18 protein-coding genes and 2 tRNA genes are annotated in these 19,454 nt (G+C 72.6%); 10 read left to right on the forward strand and 10 right to left on the reverse strand.

Going from position 1 to position 19,454, the window contains the following annotated elements; genetic code table 11:
* The first annotated feature begins 52 nt into the window (after positions 1 to 52).
* Positions 53 to 376 (forward strand): DMT family transporter, encoded by a 324-nt coding sequence (locus tag FB457_RS00645; protein WP_047017947.1) that lies wholly within the window; start codon positions 53 to 55, stop codon positions 374 to 376.
* Here FB457_RS00645 and FB457_RS00650 read toward each other — a convergent pair.
* The gene (locus FB457_RS00650) at positions 342 to 974 is read right to left on the reverse strand and encodes a TetR/AcrR family transcriptional regulator (RefSeq protein WP_078898435.1); all 633 of its coding nucleotides are present in this window, start codon (positions 972 to 974) and stop codon (positions 342 to 344) included. The genes FB457_RS00645 and FB457_RS00650 overlap by 35 nt on opposite strands.
* 139 nt (positions 975 to 1,113) lie before the next feature.
* Here FB457_RS00650 and hisN point away from each other — a divergent pair, with 139 nt between their 5' ends.
* From hisN to FB457_RS00670, 4 genes are all read left to right on the forward strand, one after another.
* Positions 1,114 to 1,908 (forward strand): histidinol-phosphatase, encoded by a 795-nt coding sequence (gene hisN, locus FB457_RS00655; RefSeq protein ID WP_047017945.1) that lies wholly within the window; start codon positions 1,114 to 1,116, stop codon positions 1,906 to 1,908.
* A gap of 187 nt (positions 1,909 to 2,095) precedes the next feature.
* Complete coding sequence (locus FB457_RS00660; protein WP_047017944.1) at positions 2,096 to 2,506, forward strand: CBS domain-containing protein; 411 nt, start codon at positions 2,096 to 2,098, stop codon at positions 2,504 to 2,506.
* 220 nt (positions 2,507 to 2,726) lie between these two features.
* Complete coding sequence (locus FB457_RS00665; RefSeq protein ID WP_047017943.1) at positions 2,727 to 3,149, forward strand: Fur family transcriptional regulator; 423 nt, start codon at positions 2,727 to 2,729, stop codon at positions 3,147 to 3,149.
* A 46-nt stretch (positions 3,150 to 3,195) separates the two neighbouring features.
* A tRNA-Met gene (locus FB457_RS00670) sits at positions 3,196 to 3,272 on the forward strand.
* Between the two features lie 182 nt (positions 3,273 to 3,454).
* On the opposite strand, the gene FB457_RS00675 is transcribed toward FB457_RS00670, so the two are convergent.
* The 3 genes from FB457_RS00675 to FB457_RS00685 form a co-directional block, all read right to left on the reverse strand.
* Entirely contained in the window at positions 3,455 to 5,257 is a 1,803-nt protein-coding gene (locus FB457_RS00675; RefSeq protein WP_047017942.1) for a tetratricopeptide repeat protein, read from the reverse strand.
* A gap of 375 nt (positions 5,258 to 5,632) precedes the next feature.
* Positions 5,633 to 5,706, reverse strand: a tRNA-Met gene (locus tag FB457_RS00680).
* 100 nt (positions 5,707 to 5,806) lie between these two features.
* Positions 5,807 to 8,794: a UPF0182 family protein gene (locus tag FB457_RS00685; protein WP_186461919.1), complete on the reverse strand. Its 2,988-nt coding sequence runs from the start codon at positions 8,792 to 8,794 to the stop codon at positions 5,807 to 5,809.
* A 147-nt stretch (positions 8,795 to 8,941) separates the two neighbouring features.
* On the opposite strand from FB457_RS00685, the gene FB457_RS00690 reads away from it, so the two are divergent.
* Positions 8,942 to 9,541, forward strand: coding sequence for a PPA1309 family protein (locus FB457_RS00690; RefSeq protein WP_047017940.1), 600 nt, complete (start codon positions 8,942 to 8,944; stop codon positions 9,539 to 9,541).
* A gap of 75 nt (positions 9,542 to 9,616) precedes the next feature.
* Here the strand turns inward: FB457_RS00690 and FB457_RS00695 are convergent, their stop codons facing one another.
* The 3 genes from FB457_RS00695 to FB457_RS00705 form a co-directional block, all read right to left on the reverse strand.
* Positions 9,617 to 10,711 carry a YlbL family protein gene (locus tag FB457_RS00695; RefSeq protein ID WP_047017939.1) on the reverse strand — a complete coding sequence of 365 codons (1,095 nt, stop codon included), beginning with the start codon at positions 10,709 to 10,711 and terminating at the stop codon, positions 9,617 to 9,619.
* 270 nt (positions 10,712 to 10,981) lie between these two features.
* Positions 10,982 to 11,461: a molybdenum cofactor biosynthesis protein MoaE gene (locus FB457_RS00700; protein ID WP_145780425.1), complete on the reverse strand. Its 480-nt coding sequence runs from the start codon at positions 11,459 to 11,461 to the stop codon at positions 10,982 to 10,984.
* A 115-nt stretch (positions 11,462 to 11,576) separates the two neighbouring features.
* Entirely contained in the window at positions 11,577 to 12,722 is a 1,146-nt protein-coding gene (locus FB457_RS00705; RefSeq protein ID WP_047017937.1) for an SDR family oxidoreductase, read from the reverse strand.
* A gap of 175 nt (positions 12,723 to 12,897) precedes the next feature.
* On the opposite strand from FB457_RS00705, the gene FB457_RS00710 reads away from it, so the two are divergent.
* Together FB457_RS00710 and FB457_RS00715 are read left to right on the forward strand one after the other, a co-directional pair.
* Entirely contained in the window at positions 12,898 to 14,433 is a 1,536-nt protein-coding gene (locus FB457_RS00710) for a zinc-dependent metalloprotease (RefSeq protein ID WP_145780427.1), read from the forward strand.
* Positions 14,430 to 14,960, forward strand: coding sequence for an NUDIX hydrolase (locus FB457_RS00715; protein WP_047017935.1), 531 nt, complete (start codon positions 14,430 to 14,432; stop codon positions 14,958 to 14,960). Before FB457_RS00710 ends, FB457_RS00715 begins: the two co-directional genes overlap by 4 nt.
* Before the next feature lie 306 nt (positions 14,961 to 15,266).
* Here FB457_RS00715 and FB457_RS00725 read toward each other — a convergent pair whose 3' ends face one another.
* A complete protein-coding gene (locus FB457_RS00725; RefSeq protein WP_078898434.1) occupies positions 15,267 to 15,851 on the reverse strand; it encodes a M48 metallopeptidase family protein in 585 nt (194 codons plus the stop codon).
* A 168-nt stretch (positions 15,852 to 16,019) separates the two neighbouring features.
* On the opposite strand from FB457_RS00725, the gene FB457_RS00730 reads away from it, so the two are divergent.
* Both FB457_RS00730 and FB457_RS00735 read left to right on the forward strand, forming a co-directional pair.
* Complete coding sequence (locus FB457_RS00730) at positions 16,020 to 17,315, forward strand: ThiF family adenylyltransferase (RefSeq protein ID WP_145780430.1); 1,296 nt, start codon at positions 16,020 to 16,022, stop codon at positions 17,313 to 17,315.
* Positions 17,308 to 18,708: an ABC1 kinase family protein gene (locus tag FB457_RS00735; RefSeq protein ID WP_047020355.1), complete on the forward strand. Its 1,401-nt coding sequence runs from the start codon at positions 17,308 to 17,310 to the stop codon at positions 18,706 to 18,708. The genes FB457_RS00730 and FB457_RS00735 overlap by 8 nt, the downstream gene beginning before the upstream one ends.
* Positions 18,709 to 18,780: 72 nt before the next feature.
* Here FB457_RS00735 and FB457_RS00740 read toward each other — a convergent pair whose 3' ends face one another.
* Together FB457_RS00740 and FB457_RS00745 are read right to left on the reverse strand one after the other, a co-directional pair.
* Positions 18,781 to 19,092 (reverse strand): hypothetical protein, encoded by a 312-nt coding sequence (locus tag FB457_RS00740; protein ID WP_047017932.1) that lies wholly within the window; start codon positions 19,090 to 19,092, stop codon positions 18,781 to 18,783.
* Positions 19,089 to 19,412 (reverse strand): WhiB family transcriptional regulator, encoded by a 324-nt coding sequence (locus FB457_RS00745; RefSeq protein ID WP_276314995.1) that lies wholly within the window; start codon positions 19,410 to 19,412, stop codon positions 19,089 to 19,091. The genes FB457_RS00740 and FB457_RS00745 overlap by 4 nt, the downstream gene beginning before the upstream one ends.
* Between the last annotated feature and the right edge of the window lie 42 nt (positions 19,413 to 19,454).

The raw sequence follows: 19,454 nt of genomic DNA on the forward strand, positions 1-19,454 counted from the left end.
GGCGTGTTGGGCATAATCGCAGGAGCGTCAACCGAACGGGAGGCACTACACGATGGCGTGGCTGCTGGTCGTCGTGGCCGGAATCCTCGAAACCGGCTTCGCCGTCTGCCTCAAGCTCTCCCACGGCTTCACCCGGCTCTGGCCGACGGTCGCCTTCTGCGTCTTCGCGCTCGGCAGCTTCGGCCTGCTGACGCTGTCGCTGAAGAAGCTCGACGTCGGCCCGGCGTACGCGGTGTGGACGGGCATCGGTGCCGCGGGCACCGCGATCTACGGCATGGCCTTCCTCGGCGACATGGTCTCCACGCTGAAGCTCGTCTCCATCTCGCTGGTGATCGTCGGCGTCATCGGCCTGCAGTTGTCCGGCTCGGCGCACTGAGCGCCAGCAGCCCGCGCACCGTACGCTCCACGTCCTCGCCCCGGGCCGCGGGCGCGACCACGTAGGACAGCGTCAGCCGGGTCACCGCCTCGCAGACCCGGCGGCGTTCGCCGAGGGTCCCCGGCAACTGCTCCTCCAGCGCCTTCAGTACCCGGTCGCGCACCTCCTCGACCAGCTCCGCCGGCGTCTCCACGGACGGGTCCCGGCGCCGTGCGCCCGGCGTCCCGCCCCTGGCGGGCACGCGCCGCGCCGGGGTCGGCAGTTGCTCGCCCCAGCAGCCGGTGAGCGCGGCGCGCACCAGCGGGTTGCCGCGCGCGGCGCGCAGGGTCCAGGCCACCAGGGCGAGCAGCCTGCCACCGGCGTCGGCACCGGATCTGCGGGCGCCCGCCAGCGTCCGTTCCACGCCCGCGAGATAGCCGTCGACCTCGCGTCTGACGAGGGCCTGCGCGAGGCCCTCCTTGCTGCCGAACTCGTTGTAGAGGGTCTGGCGGGACACCCCGGCCGCGGCGGCGACGTCGACCATCCGCACCGCCGCCCAGGGCCGGCTCCTGAGCGCCGCGAAGGCGGCGTCGAGAAGTGCCTCTCGCGCTGTGGGCATCCTGGCCTCCAGAGGGCGACCGTGCGCTCAGAATTGACGCACCGCCAGGTGCTGTCAAGGGTCCGTACGGGGGGCTCGGAGGCCCGCCACGCGCGCGGGCGAAGGTTGGCGGCGCACCTTTGGGGTTACTGTTCGTTGCATGGCCGGTTTTCATGATGATCTGCGTCTCGCCCACGTCCTGGCGGACGCCGCCGACGCCACCACGATGGAGCGGTTCAAGGCCCTCGACCTGAAGGTCGAGACGAAGCCTGACCTGACTCCGGTGTCGGAGGCGGACAGATCGGCGGAGGAGCTGATCCGCTCCTCACTGCGCCGCGCCCGGCCACGCGATGCCGTGATGGGCGAGGAGTACGGCACCGAGGGCACGGGCCCGCGGCGCTGGATCATCGACCCCATCGACGGCACGAAGAACTACGTCCGCGGCGTGCCCGTCTGGGCGACGCTCATCGCGCTGATGGCGCCGGGCCCCGAGGGCAACCAGCCGGTCGTCGGCGTGGTGTCGGCGCCGGCCCTCGGCCGCCGGTGGTGGGCGGTGCAGGGCGGGGGCGCGTACACCGGCCGCAGCCTGGCGAAGGCGAGCCCGCTGCGGGTGTCGGGCGTCCAGCGCATCGAGGACGCCTCGTTCGCGTACTCCTCGCTGCACGGCTGGGACGAGCGCGGCCGGCTCGACGGCTTCCTGCACCTCACCCGCGACTGCTGGCGCAGCCGGGGGTACGGGGACTTCTGGCCGTACATGATGGTCGCCGAGGGGACGGTGGACATCTGCGCGGAGCCGGAGCTGTCGCTGTGGGACATGGCGGCGTGCGCGGCGATCGTGGCGGAGGCGGGCGGCTCGTTCACCGGTCTCGACGGTGAGCCCGGACCGCACAGCGGCAACGCCGCGGCGTCCAACGGGCTGCTCCACCAGGAACTGCTGAAGTATCTCGGCCCGTAGCCGCACATCGGGACCGCCGGCCAAACCCGCGCCCGGAGGCGCGAGGGCCGGCGGCCGGGCATCTCCCGCCCCTTGTTGCGCTCTCCTGAGCGTGCCAGTCTGGGCACTGACAGACCTTGTGAACTTGTGAAACCCTTCACAGGTCGCGCAAGGGCCCGTTCGTACGCCTAGGAGGTGGCTCCACCCCATGCTCGTCCGCGACGCCATGAGCACGGTGGTCCTCACCATCGGCCCCGCACACACACTCCGCCAGGCCGCCCGGCTGATGTCGGCGCGGCGCGTCGGCGCGGCGATCGTCTTCGACCCCGACACCAGCGGGCTCGGCATCCTGACCGAGCGCGACATCCTCAACTCCGTCGGCGCGGGCCAGGACCCGGACACCGAGAAAGCCGACGATCACACGACCACGGACGTCGTCTTCGCCGCACCCGGCTGGACCCTCGACGACGCCGCCGACGCCATGACGCACGGCAACTTCCGCCATCTCATCGTCCTCGACGACGCGGAGCCGGTGGGCGTCGTGTCGGTACGCGACATCATCCGCTGCTGGACCCCCGCGCGGCAGGCATCGGAGCGCCGCGAGACAGCCCTCGCGTAGCGCACCCGACGCGTCAGAGGGGCCGGGAGCCCGACCGGCATCCCGACCCCTCTGTCCGTGCACGGCAACCGGTCCGCGCCCGCGCAGGGCCTGGAGCACGAACCCGGAACCGATCACCGCAGTCTGGCAGCGAGCCTACATTAGACATAGTCCAAGTCAAGATCCCTATGAAGTTCGTATGGGTTCTGGCCATAGAGCGGTGCGCTGCTACCCTGAATGCATGAGCGACCTCCTGGAGCGACTGCGCGGCCGTGGCTTCCGGCTCACCGCACAGCGGCGAGTCGTGGCCGAGGTTCTGGACGGCGACCACGTGCACTACACGGCCGACGAAGTACTCGCGCGTGCCACCGCCCGGCTCCCGGAGATCTCGCGGGCGACCGTCTACAACACGCTGGGCGAGCTGGTCGCCCTCGGTGAAGTGCTCGAGGTCAGCACGGACGGCCGCGCCAAGCGGTACGACCCGAACGCCCACAGTGCGCACCAGCACCTGGTCTGCAGCCGCTGCGGCTCGATCCGCGACGTGCGCCCGGAGGGCGACCTGCTGTCGACGCTGCCCGAGGCCGAGCGTTTCGGCTTCCGGGTCTCCGGCGCGGAGGTCACGTATCGCGGCGTCTGCCCGGACTGCGCGGAGCGCAGCGCTTAGTAATTTGCACTGGTCGATGCGCCAGGGGTAGTGTTGGTTTCACCGACGCGGGGTGGAGCAGCTCGGTAGCTCGCTGGGCTCATAACCCAGAGGTCGCAGGTTCAAATCCTGTCCCCGCTACCACTGACGGAGGCCCGGACCACATGGTCCGGGCCTCCGTCGTTGTCTGTGCGCGGGCGAACACCACGCAGAAGCGGCCGGCGGCTGTGTGCCACCGGCCGCTTCCGACCGTACGAGGCCCTGCCGGGCCGACCCGCGGCGTTACGCGCCCCTCGGCGGCGGCCGGGGACCACCCGGGCCGCTCCTCAGGCGGTCAGCTCCTGCGCGAGCGCGTCCCGCAGCCGGGCGGCGCGCTCCGCGACCTCCGCGGGGCCCAGCTCCACCGCGCGCGACGACCAGTGCTGGCTCTCCGGCAGGTCGCCCCGCCGGGCCGCCAGCAGCGCCAGCCGCAGCGCCGCGCGGCCGTGGCCGTGCTCCGCCGCCCGGCGCCACCAGATCGCCGCCTCCGGCACGCTGCCCTCCCGGGCCAGCAGCAGGCCCAGGTTGAACGCGCCGTTGCGGCTGCCGGCCTCCGCCGCGGCCCGGTACCACCGGCCCGCGGCCTCCGTGTCGCCCCGGGCGGCCGCGCGCATGCCCAGCCGCACCTGGGCACGCCGGTGCCCCTGCCGCGCGGCCTGCTCGTACCACCGCTCGCACTCGGCTGCGTCGGCGTCCGAGCCGCCCGCCGTACCCGCGGGGCCCGGGCCGCCCCACGCCCGCGCACCGCGCGAGCCCGCGGCGTCCGGCCCCGGCCCCGCTCCGGCCCCTGGCCGCCGGTCGTCCAGCAGCGCCGCCAGCCGGAACGCCCCCTCGGCGCTGCCGCCCTCGGCGGCCGTCCGCAGCCGGTGCTCGGCGTCCTTCTCCTCGCCCTCGCGCAGCAGCGCGATGCCGACCTGCAGCGCGGCCTCCACGTGCCCGGCCGACGCGGCACGCTCGTACCACTGCCGCGCGCCCGTCTCGTCGTCCCGGCCCGCGTGGATGATCCCGAGGTTGAACGCCGCGTCGACGCTGCCCGCCTCCGCGGCCTTCGAGAACCACGGCTCGGCGCCCGCGGCGTCGCCGCGCTGCAGCAGCAGCACGGCCAGCGCGTTGGCCGCCTCGCAGTGACCCGTGTACGCGGCCTGCCGGTACCACTGCTCGGCCTGCTCGACCCGGTTCTCCCCGGCGCACAGCAGCGCCAGGTTGTACGCGCCGTTGACGTCGCCCGCACCGAGCGCCGCCCGGTACCACCGCTCCGCCTCCTGCGGCTCGCCGCGGTCGGCGTAGAGCGCGCCGAGCGCGTTCGCCGCGTTGCCGTCGCCGTCCCTGGCCGCCTGGCGCCACCACACGGCCGCGCTGGCGTCGTCCCCCGCGTCGCGCAGCAGGAAGCCCAGCGCGCAGGCCGCCCGCGGCTCGCCGCCCCGCGCGGAGATCACGTACCACCGGCCGGCCTCCTGCGACTCGCCGCGCTCCTCCAGGAGCGTGCCGAGGTGCAGGGCGGCGCGCACGTGCCCGCGCGCGGCGGCCTGCCGGTACCACTGCTCGGCCTCGGCGACCGGGTCGTCGCCGGCCCCGGGCCCGCCGCGGACGAGGCTCACCGCGCCCGGCGCCGCCGGGGGCGTCAGCCGCGTACCGGTCTCGACGCCGCTGCCGGACCTGGCCCGGGTGCCGGTGTCCAGGATGCGCGCGAGGCGGTACGCCGCCTCGCGGTGCCCCTTGTCGGCGGCGATCCGGAACCAGCGCTCCGCGCCCACGTCGCTGCGGTGCTCCAGCAGGTCGGCGAGGGCGTAGGCGCCCAGCGCATGGCCGGCCTCGGCGGACTGGCGCAGCCAGTACTCGGCGCCGGGCTCGTCGCCGTTCTCCCGGTAGTAGCGCCCCAGCGCGTGCGCGGCGGCGGGCGAGCCGCCGACCGCGGCGATGCGCCACCAGCCGGCCGCCTCGTGCACCTGGCCGCGCTGGTAGAGCAGCACGCCCAGGTTGTTCGCCGCGGCCCGGTCGCCCTCGGCGGTCGCCGCGCGCAGCACCGGCTCCGCGCCGTCCAGGTCCCCCTTGCGCAGCAGGGCGGCGCCCTCCGCGCTGAGCCGCGCCACGGCCGGATCCTGGCCGCGCGCAGCGCTCGGCTCACCGGCGGCGGGAGCCTTGCGCTCCTGTCCGCCGGTGCCCCCTGTCTTACGGGCGTCCAACACCCTTGCCTCGTCCCCCATGAGGTCCATCGTCGCACCACCTGCAACCCGCGTACACCTGGTATACCGCAGCCAGGAAGGTCACTTCAGCGGTTTGTCGACTTCCCGACACAACGACTGAACAAACCTTGTCACGCCGACACCCCTCAAAACAATGACCTCAGAAACACACACACGATGCATCCGTCCCCCTCACCACACCGCCCCCACGGTGCACACGGATCACGCGGCAGGAACACGTCGAGGCCCGGAGTCCGATGGACTCCGGGCCTCGATCTCGCGTAGCGGGGACAGGATTTGAACCTGCGACCTCTGGGTTATGAGCCCAGCGAGCTACCGAGCTGCTCCACCCCGCGTCGTGTGCCGTAAGGCTATCACGCTGCCGGGGGTCCCAACGCCGCCTGTCCTCGCGGCCCGTGGCCCGCCGGACGTCACGTCCGGCGGGCCACGGCCGCGCTAGGCCCCGCTGCCGCCGCCGTCACCGGCATCACCGGCATCGCTGCCGCCTCCGCCGTCACCGGCTCCGTCGGCTCCGCCGTCGCCGGCTCCCTCACCGGCTCCCTCACCGGCTCCGTCGCCGTTCGCGCCGGCCTGCTGCTCGGCGTCCTCGATCCGCTGGAGCGCCTCCTCCAGGTCGTCCTGGGCCTTGCCGTACGCCTCCCAGTCCTGGTCCTGGAGCGCCTGCTGACCGTCCTCGTAGGCCTTCTGAGCGTCCTCCACGGCGTCCTGGAGGCTACCGCCGGCCGGTGGTGGCTCCTCCGGTGGCGGCTCCTCGCCCGTGTCCTCGGGTGGTGTCGCTTCCTCCACCCCGAAGACGACGTTCAGCGCCTTGGGCAGCGTGTCCTCGAAGGCCGTCTGATCGCCGTACGTGACCAGCACCTTGCGCAGCAACGGGTAGCCGGTGCCGGTGCCTTGCACGTACACCGGCTCGATGTAGATCAGTCCGCCCTCCAACGGCACCGTCAGCAGGTTGCCGTAGATGACTTCCGAATCGCCTCTCTGAAGGATGTTGATCTGGTCGGCGATCGTGGCGTTGGAGTTGAATCTGGACTGCACGAGCTTCGGCCCCGGCACCGGACTGTTGGGTGGCAGCTTCAGGATTCTGATCTGCCCGAAGTCGTCGCTGCGCGCGTCCGCGCCCACGGCCATGTACGCGCCCAGGTTGTTCCGGTTGCGCGGCGTGAACGTGGTCGTCAGCGAGAACGACCGCGAGTCCTGGTCCGGCATCTTCATGCTCAGGTAGTAGGGCGGCACCGAGGACTCGACCTTGGTGGTCGGGTCGTCCGGGATCTCCCACTGCTCACTGCCGGAGTAGAACTGCTTGGAGCCGGTGACGTGGTACTGCGTCAGCAGTTCGCGCTGGACCTTGAACAGGTCCTGCGGGTAGCGCAGGTGGTCCATGAGCGCGTCGCTGATCTCCCCACGCGGCTTGACCGTGTCGGGGAACGCCTTCATCCAGGTCTTGAGGACGGGGTCCTCGGTGTCCCACTCGTAGAGGTCCACGCTGCCGTCGTACGCGTCGACGGTGGCCTTCACCGAGTTGCGGATGTAGTTGACCTGGTTCTGCTGCGCGACCACCGAACGCTGGTCGTCCGTCAGCGAGTCGGCCGTCGTGTCGCCCAGGGTGGTCCTGGTCGAGTACGGGTAGCCGTTGCTGGTGGTGTAGGCGTCGACGATCCAGGTGATCCGGCCGTCGACCACCGCCGGATACGGGTCGCCGTCGATCGTCAGCCACGGCGCGACGGCCTCCACCCGCTCCTTCGGGGTGCGGTTGTAGATGATCTGCGAGCCGTCGCCGATCGCACCGGAGTACATGATCTGCGGCTCGCTGAACGTCAGCGCGTACGCGGCCCTGTTGATCGGGTTGGACAGGTCGACGCCGCTGTCGCCCTTGTAGCGGTACGTCTTCTCGCCGGATTCGTCGGCGTAGTCGACCTCGTCCTGCGGGCCGCCCACGATCGAGTAGTCGCGGGTCTGCTCGCCGTAGTAGATGCGGGGCTCGTAGTCGCCCAGCTCGCCCTCGGGCGGCAGGTCCTTCTCCGTGTACGCCGGGTCGCCGTCCTCGGTGACCTCGGTGCCCTTGGCCGCGACGACGCCGTAGCCGTGGGTGTACCGGAAGTGGCTGTTGATCCAGCCCTTCTCCGGGATGCCGTTCACGTTGATCTCACGCAGGCCGACGACGGTGTCCTGCGAGTCGCCGTCCTCGTCCTCGTACCGGTCGACGTCCAGCGTGCCCGGGAACTGGTAGTAGCCGCGGACCTGCTGCTGCTGCTGGTACGTCGGCGAGACCACGCTCGGGTCGAGCAGCCGGACGCTCGCCGTGCTGTCGACGGCGCTGCGCAGCTGCTCGTTGGTGATGTCCTTGGGCGCCTGGCCCGAGTACTCCGTCACCTGGGAGCCATCGATGTCGTACGCCTTGCGCGTCGCGTCGATGTTCTTCTTGATGAACGGCGTCTCCTTGGCCTGCTCGTTCGGCTGCACCTGGAACTTCTGCACGATCGCCGGGTACAGCCCGCCGATCAGGATCGCCGAGAGCACCATCAGGCCGAGGCCGATGAGCGGCAACTGCCAGGTGCGCCGCCACAGCGTGGCGAAGAAGAGCACCGCGCAGATGATCGCGATGACGAAGAGGATCGTCTTCGCGGGCAGATACGCGTTCGCGTCGACGTAGCGCAGCCCTGTCCAGCCGTCGGTGGTTTTCAGGCCGCTGGTCTTGGTCGCCAGGCTGTAGCGGTCGAACCAGTAGGCCACCGCCTTCAGCGCCACGAAGGTGCCGAGCAGCACCGCGAGATGGCCGGTCGCCGCGGACGTCGCGCGCGCGCCCGGGCTGGAGATCCGCAGGCCGCCGTAGAGGTAGTGCGTGAGCGCGGCGGCGATGGTGCACAGCACGACCGTGGCGAAGCCGAAGCCGAGCAGGAAGCGGTACCACGGCAGGTCGAACGCGAAGAAGGAGATGTCCTTGTGGAACTGCGGGTCCTTCTCGCCGAACGACTGGCCGTTGACCCACAGCAGCCAGGTGCGCCACTGCCCGGTCGCGGAGGCGCCGGCGATGAGGCCCACCAGCGTGGCGATGCCGAGCAGCACCCACTTCTTGTACGGCGCCAGGTTCATCCGGTAACGGTCGAGGCTCTCCTGCTCCAGCGACATCGCGCTGAGCGGCGGCCTGAGCCGGTGGGCCAGCCAGATGTTGAAGCCCACGGCGAACGCCATCAGCAGGCCGAAGACGAAGAACAGCCCCACCTTGGTCCACAACCGGGTGGTGAAGACCGACGAATAACCGACGGAGCGGTACCAGAGCCAGTCCGTCCAGAAGCCGGCGAACATGACGAAGATGATCCCCAGGATGGCGAGCGCACCCAGGGTCATCAGCAGTGTTCGTACTCGCCGGGACGGCCTGCCCACACTGATCCGTGGCCCGGTGGGGCCCCCGCCGCGGTCCGGCATCTGGAAAGCCAAGGTGGCACCTCGATCGAGACGTGAACGTCATGTCATACGGCCCCCGCGGCACAGGGGCCCAATGTGGCAACTTACTAAAGCTTTACTCAGTTCCCGCCGGGGGGTGGCAGAGACCGATGAGGCAGGATTGCAAACATGTCCAACTCTCCCACCGGCGGTCCACCCCTGGCAGCCGACCCGCTGACTCGCGCGGTCCTGGAGCTTGACGAGTACGCGGCCGGTTTCGGCTGGGACCGGCCGCCCCGGCTCTTCGCCCTCGTCGACACCGCGCGGCTGCGCGCGCAGGAGCCGGACCTCGCCGAGCGGCTGAACCTCGACGCAGGTCAGGGCGCCGGCGACGGCACCGCCGCCGAGTCCGCCGCGGGGCCGGCCGCGCAGGTCTCGTACACGCCGATCGAGCAGCAGGAACTGCCCACCGGGCAGCCGCTCGACGAGTTCCTCGGCACCATCGCCTGGCCCGACGCGGTCGGTGGCTGCGCGCTCACGGTCGAGCGGCTGATGCTCCCGCCGGCGGCGGAGGCCGAAGTCCCGGACGATCTCGACGAGGAGGGGCTCGCCGCCTGGGTCGCCGGGCATCCGCGGCGCGAGGAGGTCCGGATGACGGTCGGCGTACTGCGCGACGGCAGCCGGGAGGCCGCGGTGCGGCTGCGCTCCAAGGACGCGCCCACGGAGGTGCTCACGGGGCCGGATCTGGTGCCGGGGCTCGCCCGGGCGCTGGCGGCGACGTTCGACTGACCCCGCCGTGACGGCCGGCCGCCTCCTCCGGGGTGGCCTGCCGTTACCCGTTCCGCGCGCTCCGTACGCGCCCAACTACTCCTTGCACTCGTCGAGCTGGTCCAGATTGCCGTCGCGGATGTCCTTCAGCGCGTCCATCGCGTCGGACATCGTCCGGATCTCGATGAGCGTGAGCCCGTCGGGGACGTCCCGCGCGGCCGTGGCGCAGTTCGCCGCGGGCGTGAGGAAGAACTTCGCACCCTGGTCGCGGGCGCCGACGGTCTTCATGTGGATGCCGCCGATCGGCCCGACCCGGCTCTCGGTGTCGATCGTGCCGGTGCCGGCGACGAACTCGCCGCCCGTGAGGTCGCCCTTGGTGAGCTTGTCGACGATGCCGAGCGCGAACATCAGCCCCGCGCTGGGGCCGCCGACGTCGGCGAGCTTGATGTCGATCTCGAACGGGAAGGTGTGCGCGGTGCCCGCCGTGATGCCCACCATGGCCTTGCCGGGCTCCTGTTCGGACTCCCTGGTGGTGACGGTGATCTCCTCACCCGGCAGCCTGCGGGGGTCCTCGCCGTTCTTCTCGGCCTTCTCGGCCTTGTCCGCGGGGACGATGCGGAACGTGACCTTCTCCCCCGGCTTGCGGCTGGTGACCAGCTTGACCACATCGCTCGGCCCGTCGACGGGCTCGCCGTCGACGGCCTTGATCACGTCACCGGCGTGCAGGGTGCCCTGCGCGGCACCGCCCGCTACCACGGAGGCCACGATCACGCGCGTGGTGAAGGGGATGCCCAACTCGTCGAGCGCGGCGACCTTGGCGCTCTCCTGCGAGGCGGTGAACTGCTCGGCGTTCTGCTGGTCGACTTCCTCGGCGGTGCTGTCGTCGGGGTACAGCGACTCGTGCGGCACCACCGCGTCGTCGGGCGAGAGCCAGCCGTAGACCGCCTCGACGAGGTTCATCTTGTAGTCGGCGCCGGTGACGCGGACCGTCGTCATGTTGAGGTTGCCGCTCGTCGGATACGTCTTGCGGTCCTCTATCTGCAGGACGGGCTCGCCGTCGTGGCCCCCGAGGGTGTTCACCGTGGGCCCGGGCGACATCTCTGCGTACGGAACGGGGATGAAGACCCCGGCGACGAGGATGGCGAGCAGCGTCACGGTGGAGGCGAGCAGCGTCGCCGTGCGGCGTGGCATAGAACGACAGTACGGGACGCTCAAGCGGCCCCGGAACGTGAGTGGCTACGCTCCATGGCTTCCCGGAAGCGGGCGTACCCCGCGAGCTCCGTGCTGTCGCCCACCCTGCGGGTGCGCGTTGCCCAGCTTGCCCATATCGCGGCTCCCCCGGCCGATGCGAGGGGTATGACCAACCAGGCTATCGCTGCCATCCCGTGCTCCTAGCTGACGTGAGGTCTTTCCGTTAAGCCAACGCTCACGCGGGCCCGAAAGTTACGCAACTCGACAACCTCAGCCAGCGCCTACCCATTCCTCCGTCCCGTCTGTGAACTTCTGGTGTTTCCAGATGGGAACTTCGCGCTTCAGGGTGTCGACCAGGCTACGGCAGGCGTCGAACGCCTCCCCGCGGTGCGGGCAGGAGACGGCGACGACGACGGCGAGATCTCCCACGGCCAGTTCCCCCACGCGGTGGACGACGGCCAGCGCCCGCACCGGATAGTCGGCCGCGACCTTCTCCGCGATCCGGCGCATCTCGGCCTCGGCGGTCGGATGGGACGAGTACCCGAGCGCGGTCACGTCCTGGACGCGCTCGGACGCCGCCTGCCGGTCGTGGTCACGGACCGTGCCGACGAAGAGCGCCGTGCCGCCCGCGGCGGGGTCGCCCACGGCGGCGAAGACCTCGTCGAGCGAGAGCGGCTGCTCACGGATCGCGACGAGCCGTACGGGGTCTGCTGCGGCCTGCTCGCCCGGGTGCTGCGGGGTGTCTGCCATCCGTCCATCCTGCCGCACGGGACCGCCGGCGCGCCCCCGCACGACGGTCGGCGGCGGCCGGCGCGCGTAAGGGCCGGGGCGCGGTCCGTACGCGACGCTCCGCCGCCGCGCCGGCTCAGATCTTGCCGCGCCGCGCCTTGCGCACCCGGCGCACGACCGCGGCCGTGCCCAGCAGCGCGACCGTCGCCCCGGCCGCACCCGCGGCGCCCGCCGCGGCGGCGTCCTTGCGGCCCAGCCGGCGGCCCGCGACGGTGTGCCGGCCGGAGACCTCCGCCAGCAGCTCGGCGAGGACCTCCTCGTTGGTGTGCTGCGGGCGCCAGCCCGCGTCGTGCAGCCTGCTGCCGCTGACGACCCACGGGTACATCGTGTACGCCAGGTCACCGGCCGGCGACGGGGTGAGCCCGAGGCGGTGCAGCCGGGAGGCGGCGCCGAGCGCGACGGCGGACGGCAGCTCCATGCGCCGGATGCCGGTCAGCTCCTCGACCTCCTCCTGCTCCAGCCAGCCGTCGCAGCCGACCGCCAGCTCCCCCTCGGCCTTCTCCAGCGCCGCGAACTCCAGCGCGGCGGCCAGATCGTCGATGTGGCAGAACTGCCAGCACGGCCGGGTGCCCTTGACGACCAGCAGCCGGGGCGACTCGAAGTACCTGGTCAGCGGGGTGTCGACGCCGCCGACGACGGCCGCCGGGCGCACGACCGTGACGTTGAGCCCGGGGTGCGCGCGGGGCGCGCGGCGGCCCAGGCGCTCCATCTCCAGCAGGTCGCCGACGCCGGTGGCCTCCTCGGTGGCGCGCAGTTCGGCGTCCTCGGCGAGCGGGACGGGGTTGTCGGGCAGCGCCCCGTAGACCATGGCGGAGGTGCACAGGACGACCCGGCGCACGCCCGCCGCGGCGGCGGCGGTGAGCACCGTCTGCGTACCGCGTACGTTGTACGCCGTCCGGGCGGTGGCGTCGGTCTCCAGGTCCAGGTCGAGGGCGAGGTGCACGACGACGTCCGTGCCCCGCAGCTTGTCGGCGATCGCGGGGTCCCGCACGTCCAGCACGTGCCAATGGGCCTCGGGCAGCTCGCCGCGGCGTTCGTCGATGGCGACGACCTGCTTGACCTCGTCGGAGGCCGCCAGCCGCTCCGTGACAAGGGCGCCGATGCCGGCCGCCGCCCCGGTGACGGCGACGACGGGGCGCCACGCGCCCGGGGCGGGCTCGTCGGCCGCGCCCCCATCGGCGGCCTTTCGCGCTGCGCGAACGTTCGGTTCCGGGGAACTCACCGAGCGGCTCCAGTGGTTGTGTGCAGTAGTTCCATCCATCCTGCCCCAGCCGCACCCGCGGCGGTGGCGGCGGGCGCCAGGACATCGTGCAGGCATACGAAGCGGCATAGGGTGGAGGTAGTGGAGGGCGTACGCCGCCGGCCCGGTGCAGGCGGCCCGACGAGCCGAGGAAACCGTGAGTGACACCCCATTCGGATTCGGCCCCCCGAAGGAGCCGGACGACGACGGCGAGGGCGACGACAAGGGTGCCCGCAAGGGGGACGGCGACCGGAGCGGCCGGGACCCGTTCGGCTTCGGGGGCGCCGGGAGCGACCCGCAGAACCCGTTCGCGGCCATCTTCGGCTCCCTCGGCGGCCAGGGCGGCGCCATGGGCCCGCAGGATCTGGGCGCGGCCTTCCAGCAGCTCGGCCAGATGCTGAGCTACGAGGGCGGGCCGGTCAACTGGGACATGGCCAAGGACATCGCCCGGCAGACCGTCGCCCAGGGCGCCGCTGAGGGCACCTCCCAGGCCGGAGGCTCTGGGGGAGAGTCCAAGGACGCCAGCGTCGGGGCCGCCGAGCGGAAGGCGGTCGAGGAGTCCGTGCGCCTTGCCGACCTGTGGCTGGACGGCGCGACGTCGCTGCCCTCCGGCTCGGGCGCAGCGCTGGCCTGGAGCCGCGCGGAGTGGGTCGAGGCGACGCTTCCGGTGTGGAAGGAACTGGTCGACCCGGTCGCCGAGCGCGTGGGCGCCGCGATGGGCGGTGTGCTGCCGGAGGAGATGCAGGCCATGGCCGGCCCGCTCATCGGCATGATGCGCTCGATGGGGGGAGCCATGTTCGGCACCCAGATCGGGCACGCGGTGGGGGTGCTGGCCGGCGAGGTCGTCGGCTCCACCGACATCGGGCTGCCGCTCGGTCCCGCGGGCAAGGCGGCCCTGCTGCCGGTGAACATCAAGCGGTTCAGCGAGGGCCTGGGCGTGCCGCAGGACGAGGTCCGGCTGTACCTGGCACTGCGCGAGGCGGCGCACCAGCGGCTCTTCGCGCACGTGCCGTGGCTGCGCTCGCACCTCTTCGGCGCCGTCGAGGGCTACGCGCGCGGCATCAAGGTCGACACGTCCAAGCTGGAGGACCTGGTCGGCCAGGTCGACATCGAGCGGCCCGAGCAGTTGCAGGAGGCGCTGCAGCAGGGCATGTTCCAGCCGGAGGACACGCCGGAGCAGAAGGCGGCGCTGGCCCGGCTGGAGACGGCGCTCGCGCTGGTCGAGGGCTGGGTGGACGCGGTCGTGCACGCGGCCGCGGAGCCGCACCTGGACGCCCCGTCGCTGAACTCGCTGCGCGAGGCGCTGCGCCGCAGGCGCGCCACGGGCGGCCCGGCGGAGCAGACGTTCGCGACGCTCATCGGCCTGGAGCTGCGGCCGCGGCGGCTGCGGGACGCCTCGCGGCTGTGGGCGTCGCTGGCGGACGCGCGCGGGGTCGACGGGCGGGACGCGCTGTGGGCGCACCCCGACATGCTGCCGACGGCGGGCGACCTGGACGACCCGGACGGGTTCGTGCACAGCGAGCAGGCTGACTTCTCGGAGCTGGAGAAGCTGCTGGGCTCGGGGGGCGACGCCGAATCCGGTGACTCCGGCGGGAAGGACGCGCCGGACGGGAAGGGCGGCCCGGACGGGCAGGACGGCGGCAGCGGCAACGGCAACGGCAAGGGCGACGACAAGGGCGACGGGGGCAAGTGACGCTGCGGGACGACGCCGAGCGCGTACTGAAGGAGTGGAGCGCGCCTGACGGCGATCAGGACGCGCTCCGCCTCAGGTATCTGGAGTTTCTGGCGGCGCATCCCGACGGGATGTGGAAGCCGTGCGCGGATGGGCATATGACGGCCAGCGCGCTGATCGTCGACACGGCGCATGAGCGGGTGCTGCTGACTCTTCACCGCAAGCTGAACATGTGGCTGCAGACGGGCGGCCACTGCGAGCCCGAGGACGCGACGCTGGCCGCGGCGGCGCTGCGGGAGGCGCACGAGGAGTCGGGCGTGGCGGGACTCACGCTGCTGCCCGGCGGCCCCGTCGGCCTCGACCTGCACCACACGCCGTGCGCCTGGCACCTGGACGTGCAGTACGTGGCGCTGGCCCCCGAGGGGGCGGTGCCGGCGATCAGCGAGGAGTCGCTGGATCTGCGCTGGTACGGGTACGACGCGGTGGCCGGCGTCGCCGACGAGTCGGTGGCGCTGCTGATGGAACGCACCCGGGCGCGGCTGGCCTGACGGCGGGGGCAGAGCGGAGGGCCGGGGAGCTGCGGGCCCGAGGGCCGGGCCGGCTAGATGAATGAGTCCGATCTCGCGTCGTTCGCCCGGAGGGCGGGCGGGGCGGGGGCACCGCCCACGCCCCCCCCCGGGGCGTAGGGGGAGTCTGGTGCGTGCGATCGCAAGGCGGAGGGCCGACCGCATAGGGGGCCTCTTCGGCCGATCCCGACAACGCGGCGAGCGTGCGTGCCGGGCTCCTCCCCCACAGCGCGCTGCGCGCACGTGGGCGGTACCCCCAGCCGCAGGCGGGAGATCGGACTCATTCATCTAGTCCCTGGCCGGTGGCGGGGTGGTCGGTGTGGGGCGCGGGATGAACGGCAGGCTCTCGCCGGCGACGACGCCCTCCAGGTAGCCACGGGCCCGCTCGGTGCGGGGGTAGGCGCCGACGAGGTCCCAGAAGCGGGGGCCGTGTCCCGGCACGAGCAGGTGGGCCAGCTCGTGGATCAGCACGTAGTCGATGACGTACTCCGGCATGCCCTTCAGCCGGTGCGAGAGGCGGATCGTGCCCTCGGCGGGGGTGCAGGAGCCCCAGCGGGTGTTCTGGTTGGTGACCCAGCGCACGCTGCTGGGCCGGGCCCGTCCTTCGAGGTACTGCGCGGAGAGCCGCTGGGCCCGGTCGGCCAGCTCGGCGTCGCCCGGCATCCGCCGGTTCTCCTGGGCCTGCAGCTTGTCGAGCATGACCGTGACCCAGCGCTGCTCCTCCGCCTCGCTCATGCGGGCGGGGATCAGCACGACGGTGCGGTCGCCCTCGCGATATGCGGAAACGGTCCTGCGCCTGCGCGTGCTGCGTCTGACCTCGACCGCTCTCGACGGTTTCGGCCGTCCCGGGATGTGCTCTGGGTCAGCGGGCACGGCATGACGTTACCTGGTCAGGGCGGAGAAAGTCCCGACCAGGAGCAGGCGTGCGGCGCCGCCGCAGAGGTCGCGGCCAATTCGTAATACTTTTTCCGGCACCTGTGGATAACTCATGACGCAGTGGGGCGGGCTGCTGGCAGAGTGACGGAGGAACGAGGGGGCGCGATGCATCCGATGATCAAGCCGGCGCTGCGGCGGAGCTGGCGCGACAGGCACACCATGCAGATGGGCGTGACCAGGGCACATGCGGTGTCGATCCACCCGGTCGACTCGGCGACGGGGCTGTTCCTGCGCAGGCTGGACGGCACGCGCGGACTGGACGCGCTGCGCCGTGAGGCACACAGGTTCGGCCTCTCCCCCCGGTCGGTCGACACGCTGGTCGCCCGATTGACGCGGGCCGGGCTGATCGACGACGGTCCGCCCCCGCCGAATGACACGGGAACTCCCCGGGACGACCACCCGACCTCCACGGGCCGTCCACGTCGCATCCACCGTTCCGCGGACGCCGGTCCGCCGGTAGTGCACGCCGCACCGGCGGTCGTGCTGCCGCGGGACCGCCCGCCGTCGTCCGGCCCGTCGCCGTCCGGCCCTCCGGCGTCCGCTTCCCGGGCCGGCCGGGTGTCGCCGCCCGGGGGCCGGCGGCGGGGCGGGGTGATACCGGCGCGGTTGCGGGCGGACCAGGCGTCGCTGTCCGTGGTGCATCCGGAGCCCGGGGCCGCGGAGGCGCGGCTGAGGGCGCGGCGGGGGCTGCGGGTGGTGGTGCGCGGTGCCGGGCGGGTGGGGGCTTCGGTGGCGGCGCTGCTCTCCGCCGCGGGCGTCGGCGGGGTGGAGGTGGTCGACGGCGGCTGCGTCGAGCCCTGGGACGTGGCGCCGGGCGGTGCGGGTGCGGGGGACGTCGGCCGGCGGCGCGGTGACGCGGCCGTGGGCGCGGTGCGGCGGGCCGGGCCGTGGCCGGCGGCGCGGGGCGGGCGACCGGGCGGTGCGGTGTCGCTCGTGGTGCTGGCGCCGCGGGACGGGCTGGCGGCGTACGCGCCGGATCCGGAGGTCGCGCGGCGGTACCGCGAAGCGGGCATTCCGTACGTGTACGCGGGGGTGCTGGAGGGCACGGGGGTGGTGGGACCGCTCGTGCTGCCGGGTGGTTCTGCGTGCGCGGGCTGCCTCGCGGCGGCCCGGACGGAGGCGGAGCCGGAGTGGCCGCGGATGCTCGCCCAGTGGCGGGCCGGAGGTGATCGGGAGGGGGTTGCCGCGTGCGATGTGGCGTTGGCGACAATGGTGGCAGGGCTGACGGCGGCCCACGCGCTTACTTTTCTCGACGGGCGCCTGCCGGTCTGTACGGGGGCCCGGCTGGAGTTCGCGCTGCCGGGCCTGGCCTGGGAGTTGACGAAGCTCGATCCACACCCGAGGTGCGGGTGCGGTGCGGCGGCAGCCGCTGACCGGGATACGGGAGTGGCCCATGTCTGACCTTCCGCGCAAGGCGATCACGCGTACGGCCAGGTTGGCCTCGCTGCCGGTGGGCTTCGCCGGGCGGGCCACCTGGGGGCTGGGCAAGCGGCTCGGCGGCCGGCCGGCGGAGCTGGTCGCCCGGGAGCTCCAGCAGCGCACCGCCGAGCAGTTGTTCAAGACGCTGGGAGAGCTGAAGGGCGGGGCGATGAAGTTCGGGCAGGCGCTGTCCGTCTTCGAGTCCGCGCTGCCGGAGGAGATCGCGGGGCCGTACCGCGCGGCCCTCACCAAGCTGCAGGAGGCGGCGCCGCCGATGCCGGTGCGCACGGTGCACGGTGCGCTGGCGGAGCGGCTGGGCCCGGACTGGCGCGATCTCTTCCTGGAGTTCGAGGACACGCCCGCGGCGGCGGCGTCGATCGGGCAGGTGCACCGGGCGGTGTGGCACGACGGCCGCGAGGTGGCGGTCAAGGTGCAGTATCCGGGCGCGGGCAAGGCGTTGCTGTCCGACCTGGCGCAGTTGGGCCGCTTCGCCCGGCTGTTGGGGCCGCTGGTGCCGGGGCTGGACATCAAGCCGCTCATCCAGGAGCTGCGGGACCGGGTGTCGGAGGAACTGGACTACGGGCTGGAGGCCCGGGCCCAGAGCGCGTACGCGGAGGAGTTCGCGGACGACCCGGATGTGCTGGTGCCGGACGTGGTGCACCAGGCGGACCAGGTGCTGGTCACCGAGTGGCTGGACGGGGTGCCGGTCTCGGAGCTGATAGCGAACGGCTCGCGGGCGGAGCGGGACCGGGTGGGCCAGTTGCTGGCGCGGTTCCTCTTCGCCGGTACGGCGCGCACGGGTCTGCTGCACGCGGATCCGCACCCGGGCAACTTCCGGCTGGTGAAGGAGGGCGAGCCGGAGGAGTGGCGGCTCGGGGTGATGGACTTCGGCACGGTGGACCGGCTGCCGGGCGGACTGCCGGAGGAGATCGGCATCGCGCTCGGGATGACGCTCGAAGGCGAGGCGGACGAGGTCTACGAGCTGCTGCGCGAGCAGGGGTTCGTGAAGCCGGACGTCGCTCTCGACCCGGAAGCGGTGATCGACTACCTGCTGCCGATCATCGAGCCGGCCGCGGTCGCGGAGTTCGCCTTCAGCCGCGAGTGGATGCGGACGCAGGCGGCCCGGATCGCCGATCCCCGCAACCCCGCGCACCAGTTGGGCCGGCAGCTCAACCTGCCGCCGTCGTATCTGCTCATACACCGGGTGACGCTCAGCACCATCGGCGTGCTCTGCCAGCTCGGTGCGCAGGTGCGCATGCGCGAGGAGCTGACGGAGTGGCTGCCGGGCTTCGCCGAGTACGCCGAAGGGGGTCGTCCGGAGGACGACCCCCACGAGGGTTCGGCGACGGAGGACCCGGCGACGGCGACCGCCTGACCGGGCCGGCCGCCGGCGGCCGGAGCCGTGGTCGCCGCCGGCCGGCCGCGACCCGGGCCCTGTCCGCGGCCGTTACTGCATGACCGCCATGGCCAGCGCGCGCCGGGCGCGCATGTGTGCGCGCTCGGCCCGGCGCTGCATCCGCCGGGCGGCGATGAGGCGCAGGGCCCTGCGTTCCTGCTCGGCGGCCTCTACCCGGTCCCGATACTGGGCCCGGGCAAGGGCTTCTGGCATGAGTTGCATCTGAAGGTTCCTGTTCTGGCGCTCGTCGTAGGCGCCTGCTTCGTGACGTGCTGCGGGGTGGTCGGTGGACGGGCTCATCGTCGTTTCCTGCTCTGCCGGTGCGTGTGCGCGTGGACGGTCGATCGTGCCGTGGGCGTTCATGCCACGACCGGGTTCTTCCGCGGACGCCCACGCGGCCGCTTGCGCGGCACCACCACGCCCTGGACGAACAGCTCGCCGCCCCAGACGCCCCACGGCTCGCGGCGCTCCTTCGCACCCGCGAGGCAGGCCTCACGGACGGGACAGGTCTGGCAGAGGGACTTGGCGTACTCGACGTCCGCCGGAGTCTCCGCGAAGAACACTTCGGGGTCGTAGCTGCGGCAGGGTACGAGGTCGCCGAGCGCGTCGATGCGCTCGTCGAGCTCGGTGAGAGCGGTGAGCTGGGTGGTCAAGGGGACCTCCAGGTCGGTGGTGCCGGGCACGGGGTCGGGCGTGGGCCTGTGCGGGGTGTGCACGGGGAGGGA

The sequence above is a fragment of the Streptomyces sp. CNZ287 genome, from assembly GCF_007827615.1.

What these genes read in the sequence shown, in the direction of transcription:
- FB457_RS00665 (WP_047017943.1), top strand. Translation starts at nt 2,727, where the DNA reads ATGAGCGACCTCCTGGAGCGACTGCGCGGCCGTGGCTTCCGGCTCACC.
- FB457_RS00740 (WP_047017932.1), bottom strand. Translation starts at nt 19,092, where the DNA reads ATGAACGCCCACGGCACGATCGACCGTCCACGCGCACACGCACCGGCA.
- FB457_RS00730 (WP_145780430.1), top strand. Translation starts at nt 16,020, where the DNA reads ATGCATCCGATGATCAAGCCGGCGCTGCGGCGGAGCTGGCGCGACAGG.
- FB457_RS00685 (WP_186461919.1), bottom strand. Translation starts at nt 8,794, where the DNA reads ATGCCGGACCGCGGCGGGGGCCCCACCGGGCCACGGATCAGTGTGGGC.
- FB457_RS00700 (WP_145780425.1), bottom strand. Translation starts at nt 11,461, where the DNA reads ATGGCAGACACCCCGCAGCACCCGGGCGAGCAGGCCGCAGCAGACCCC.
- FB457_RS00695 (WP_047017939.1), bottom strand. Translation starts at nt 10,711, where the DNA reads ATGCCACGCCGCACGGCGACGCTGCTCGCCTCCACCGTGACGCTGCTC.
- FB457_RS00645 (WP_047017947.1), top strand. Translation starts at nt 53, where the DNA reads ATGGCGTGGCTGCTGGTCGTCGTGGCCGGAATCCTCGAAACCGGCTTC.
- FB457_RS00660 (WP_047017944.1), top strand. Translation starts at nt 2,096, where the DNA reads ATGCTCGTCCGCGACGCCATGAGCACGGTGGTCCTCACCATCGGCCCC.
- hisN (WP_047017945.1), top strand. Translation starts at nt 1,114, where the DNA reads ATGGCCGGTTTTCATGATGATCTGCGTCTCGCCCACGTCCTGGCGGAC.
- FB457_RS00735 (WP_047020355.1), top strand. Translation starts at nt 17,308, where the DNA reads ATGTCTGACCTTCCGCGCAAGGCGATCACGCGTACGGCCAGGTTGGCC.
- FB457_RS00650 (WP_078898435.1), bottom strand. Translation starts at nt 974, where the DNA reads ATGCCCACAGCGCGAGAGGCACTTCTCGACGCCGCCTTCGCGGCGCTC.
- FB457_RS00690 (WP_047017940.1), top strand. Translation starts at nt 8,942, where the DNA reads ATGTCCAACTCTCCCACCGGCGGTCCACCCCTGGCAGCCGACCCGCTG.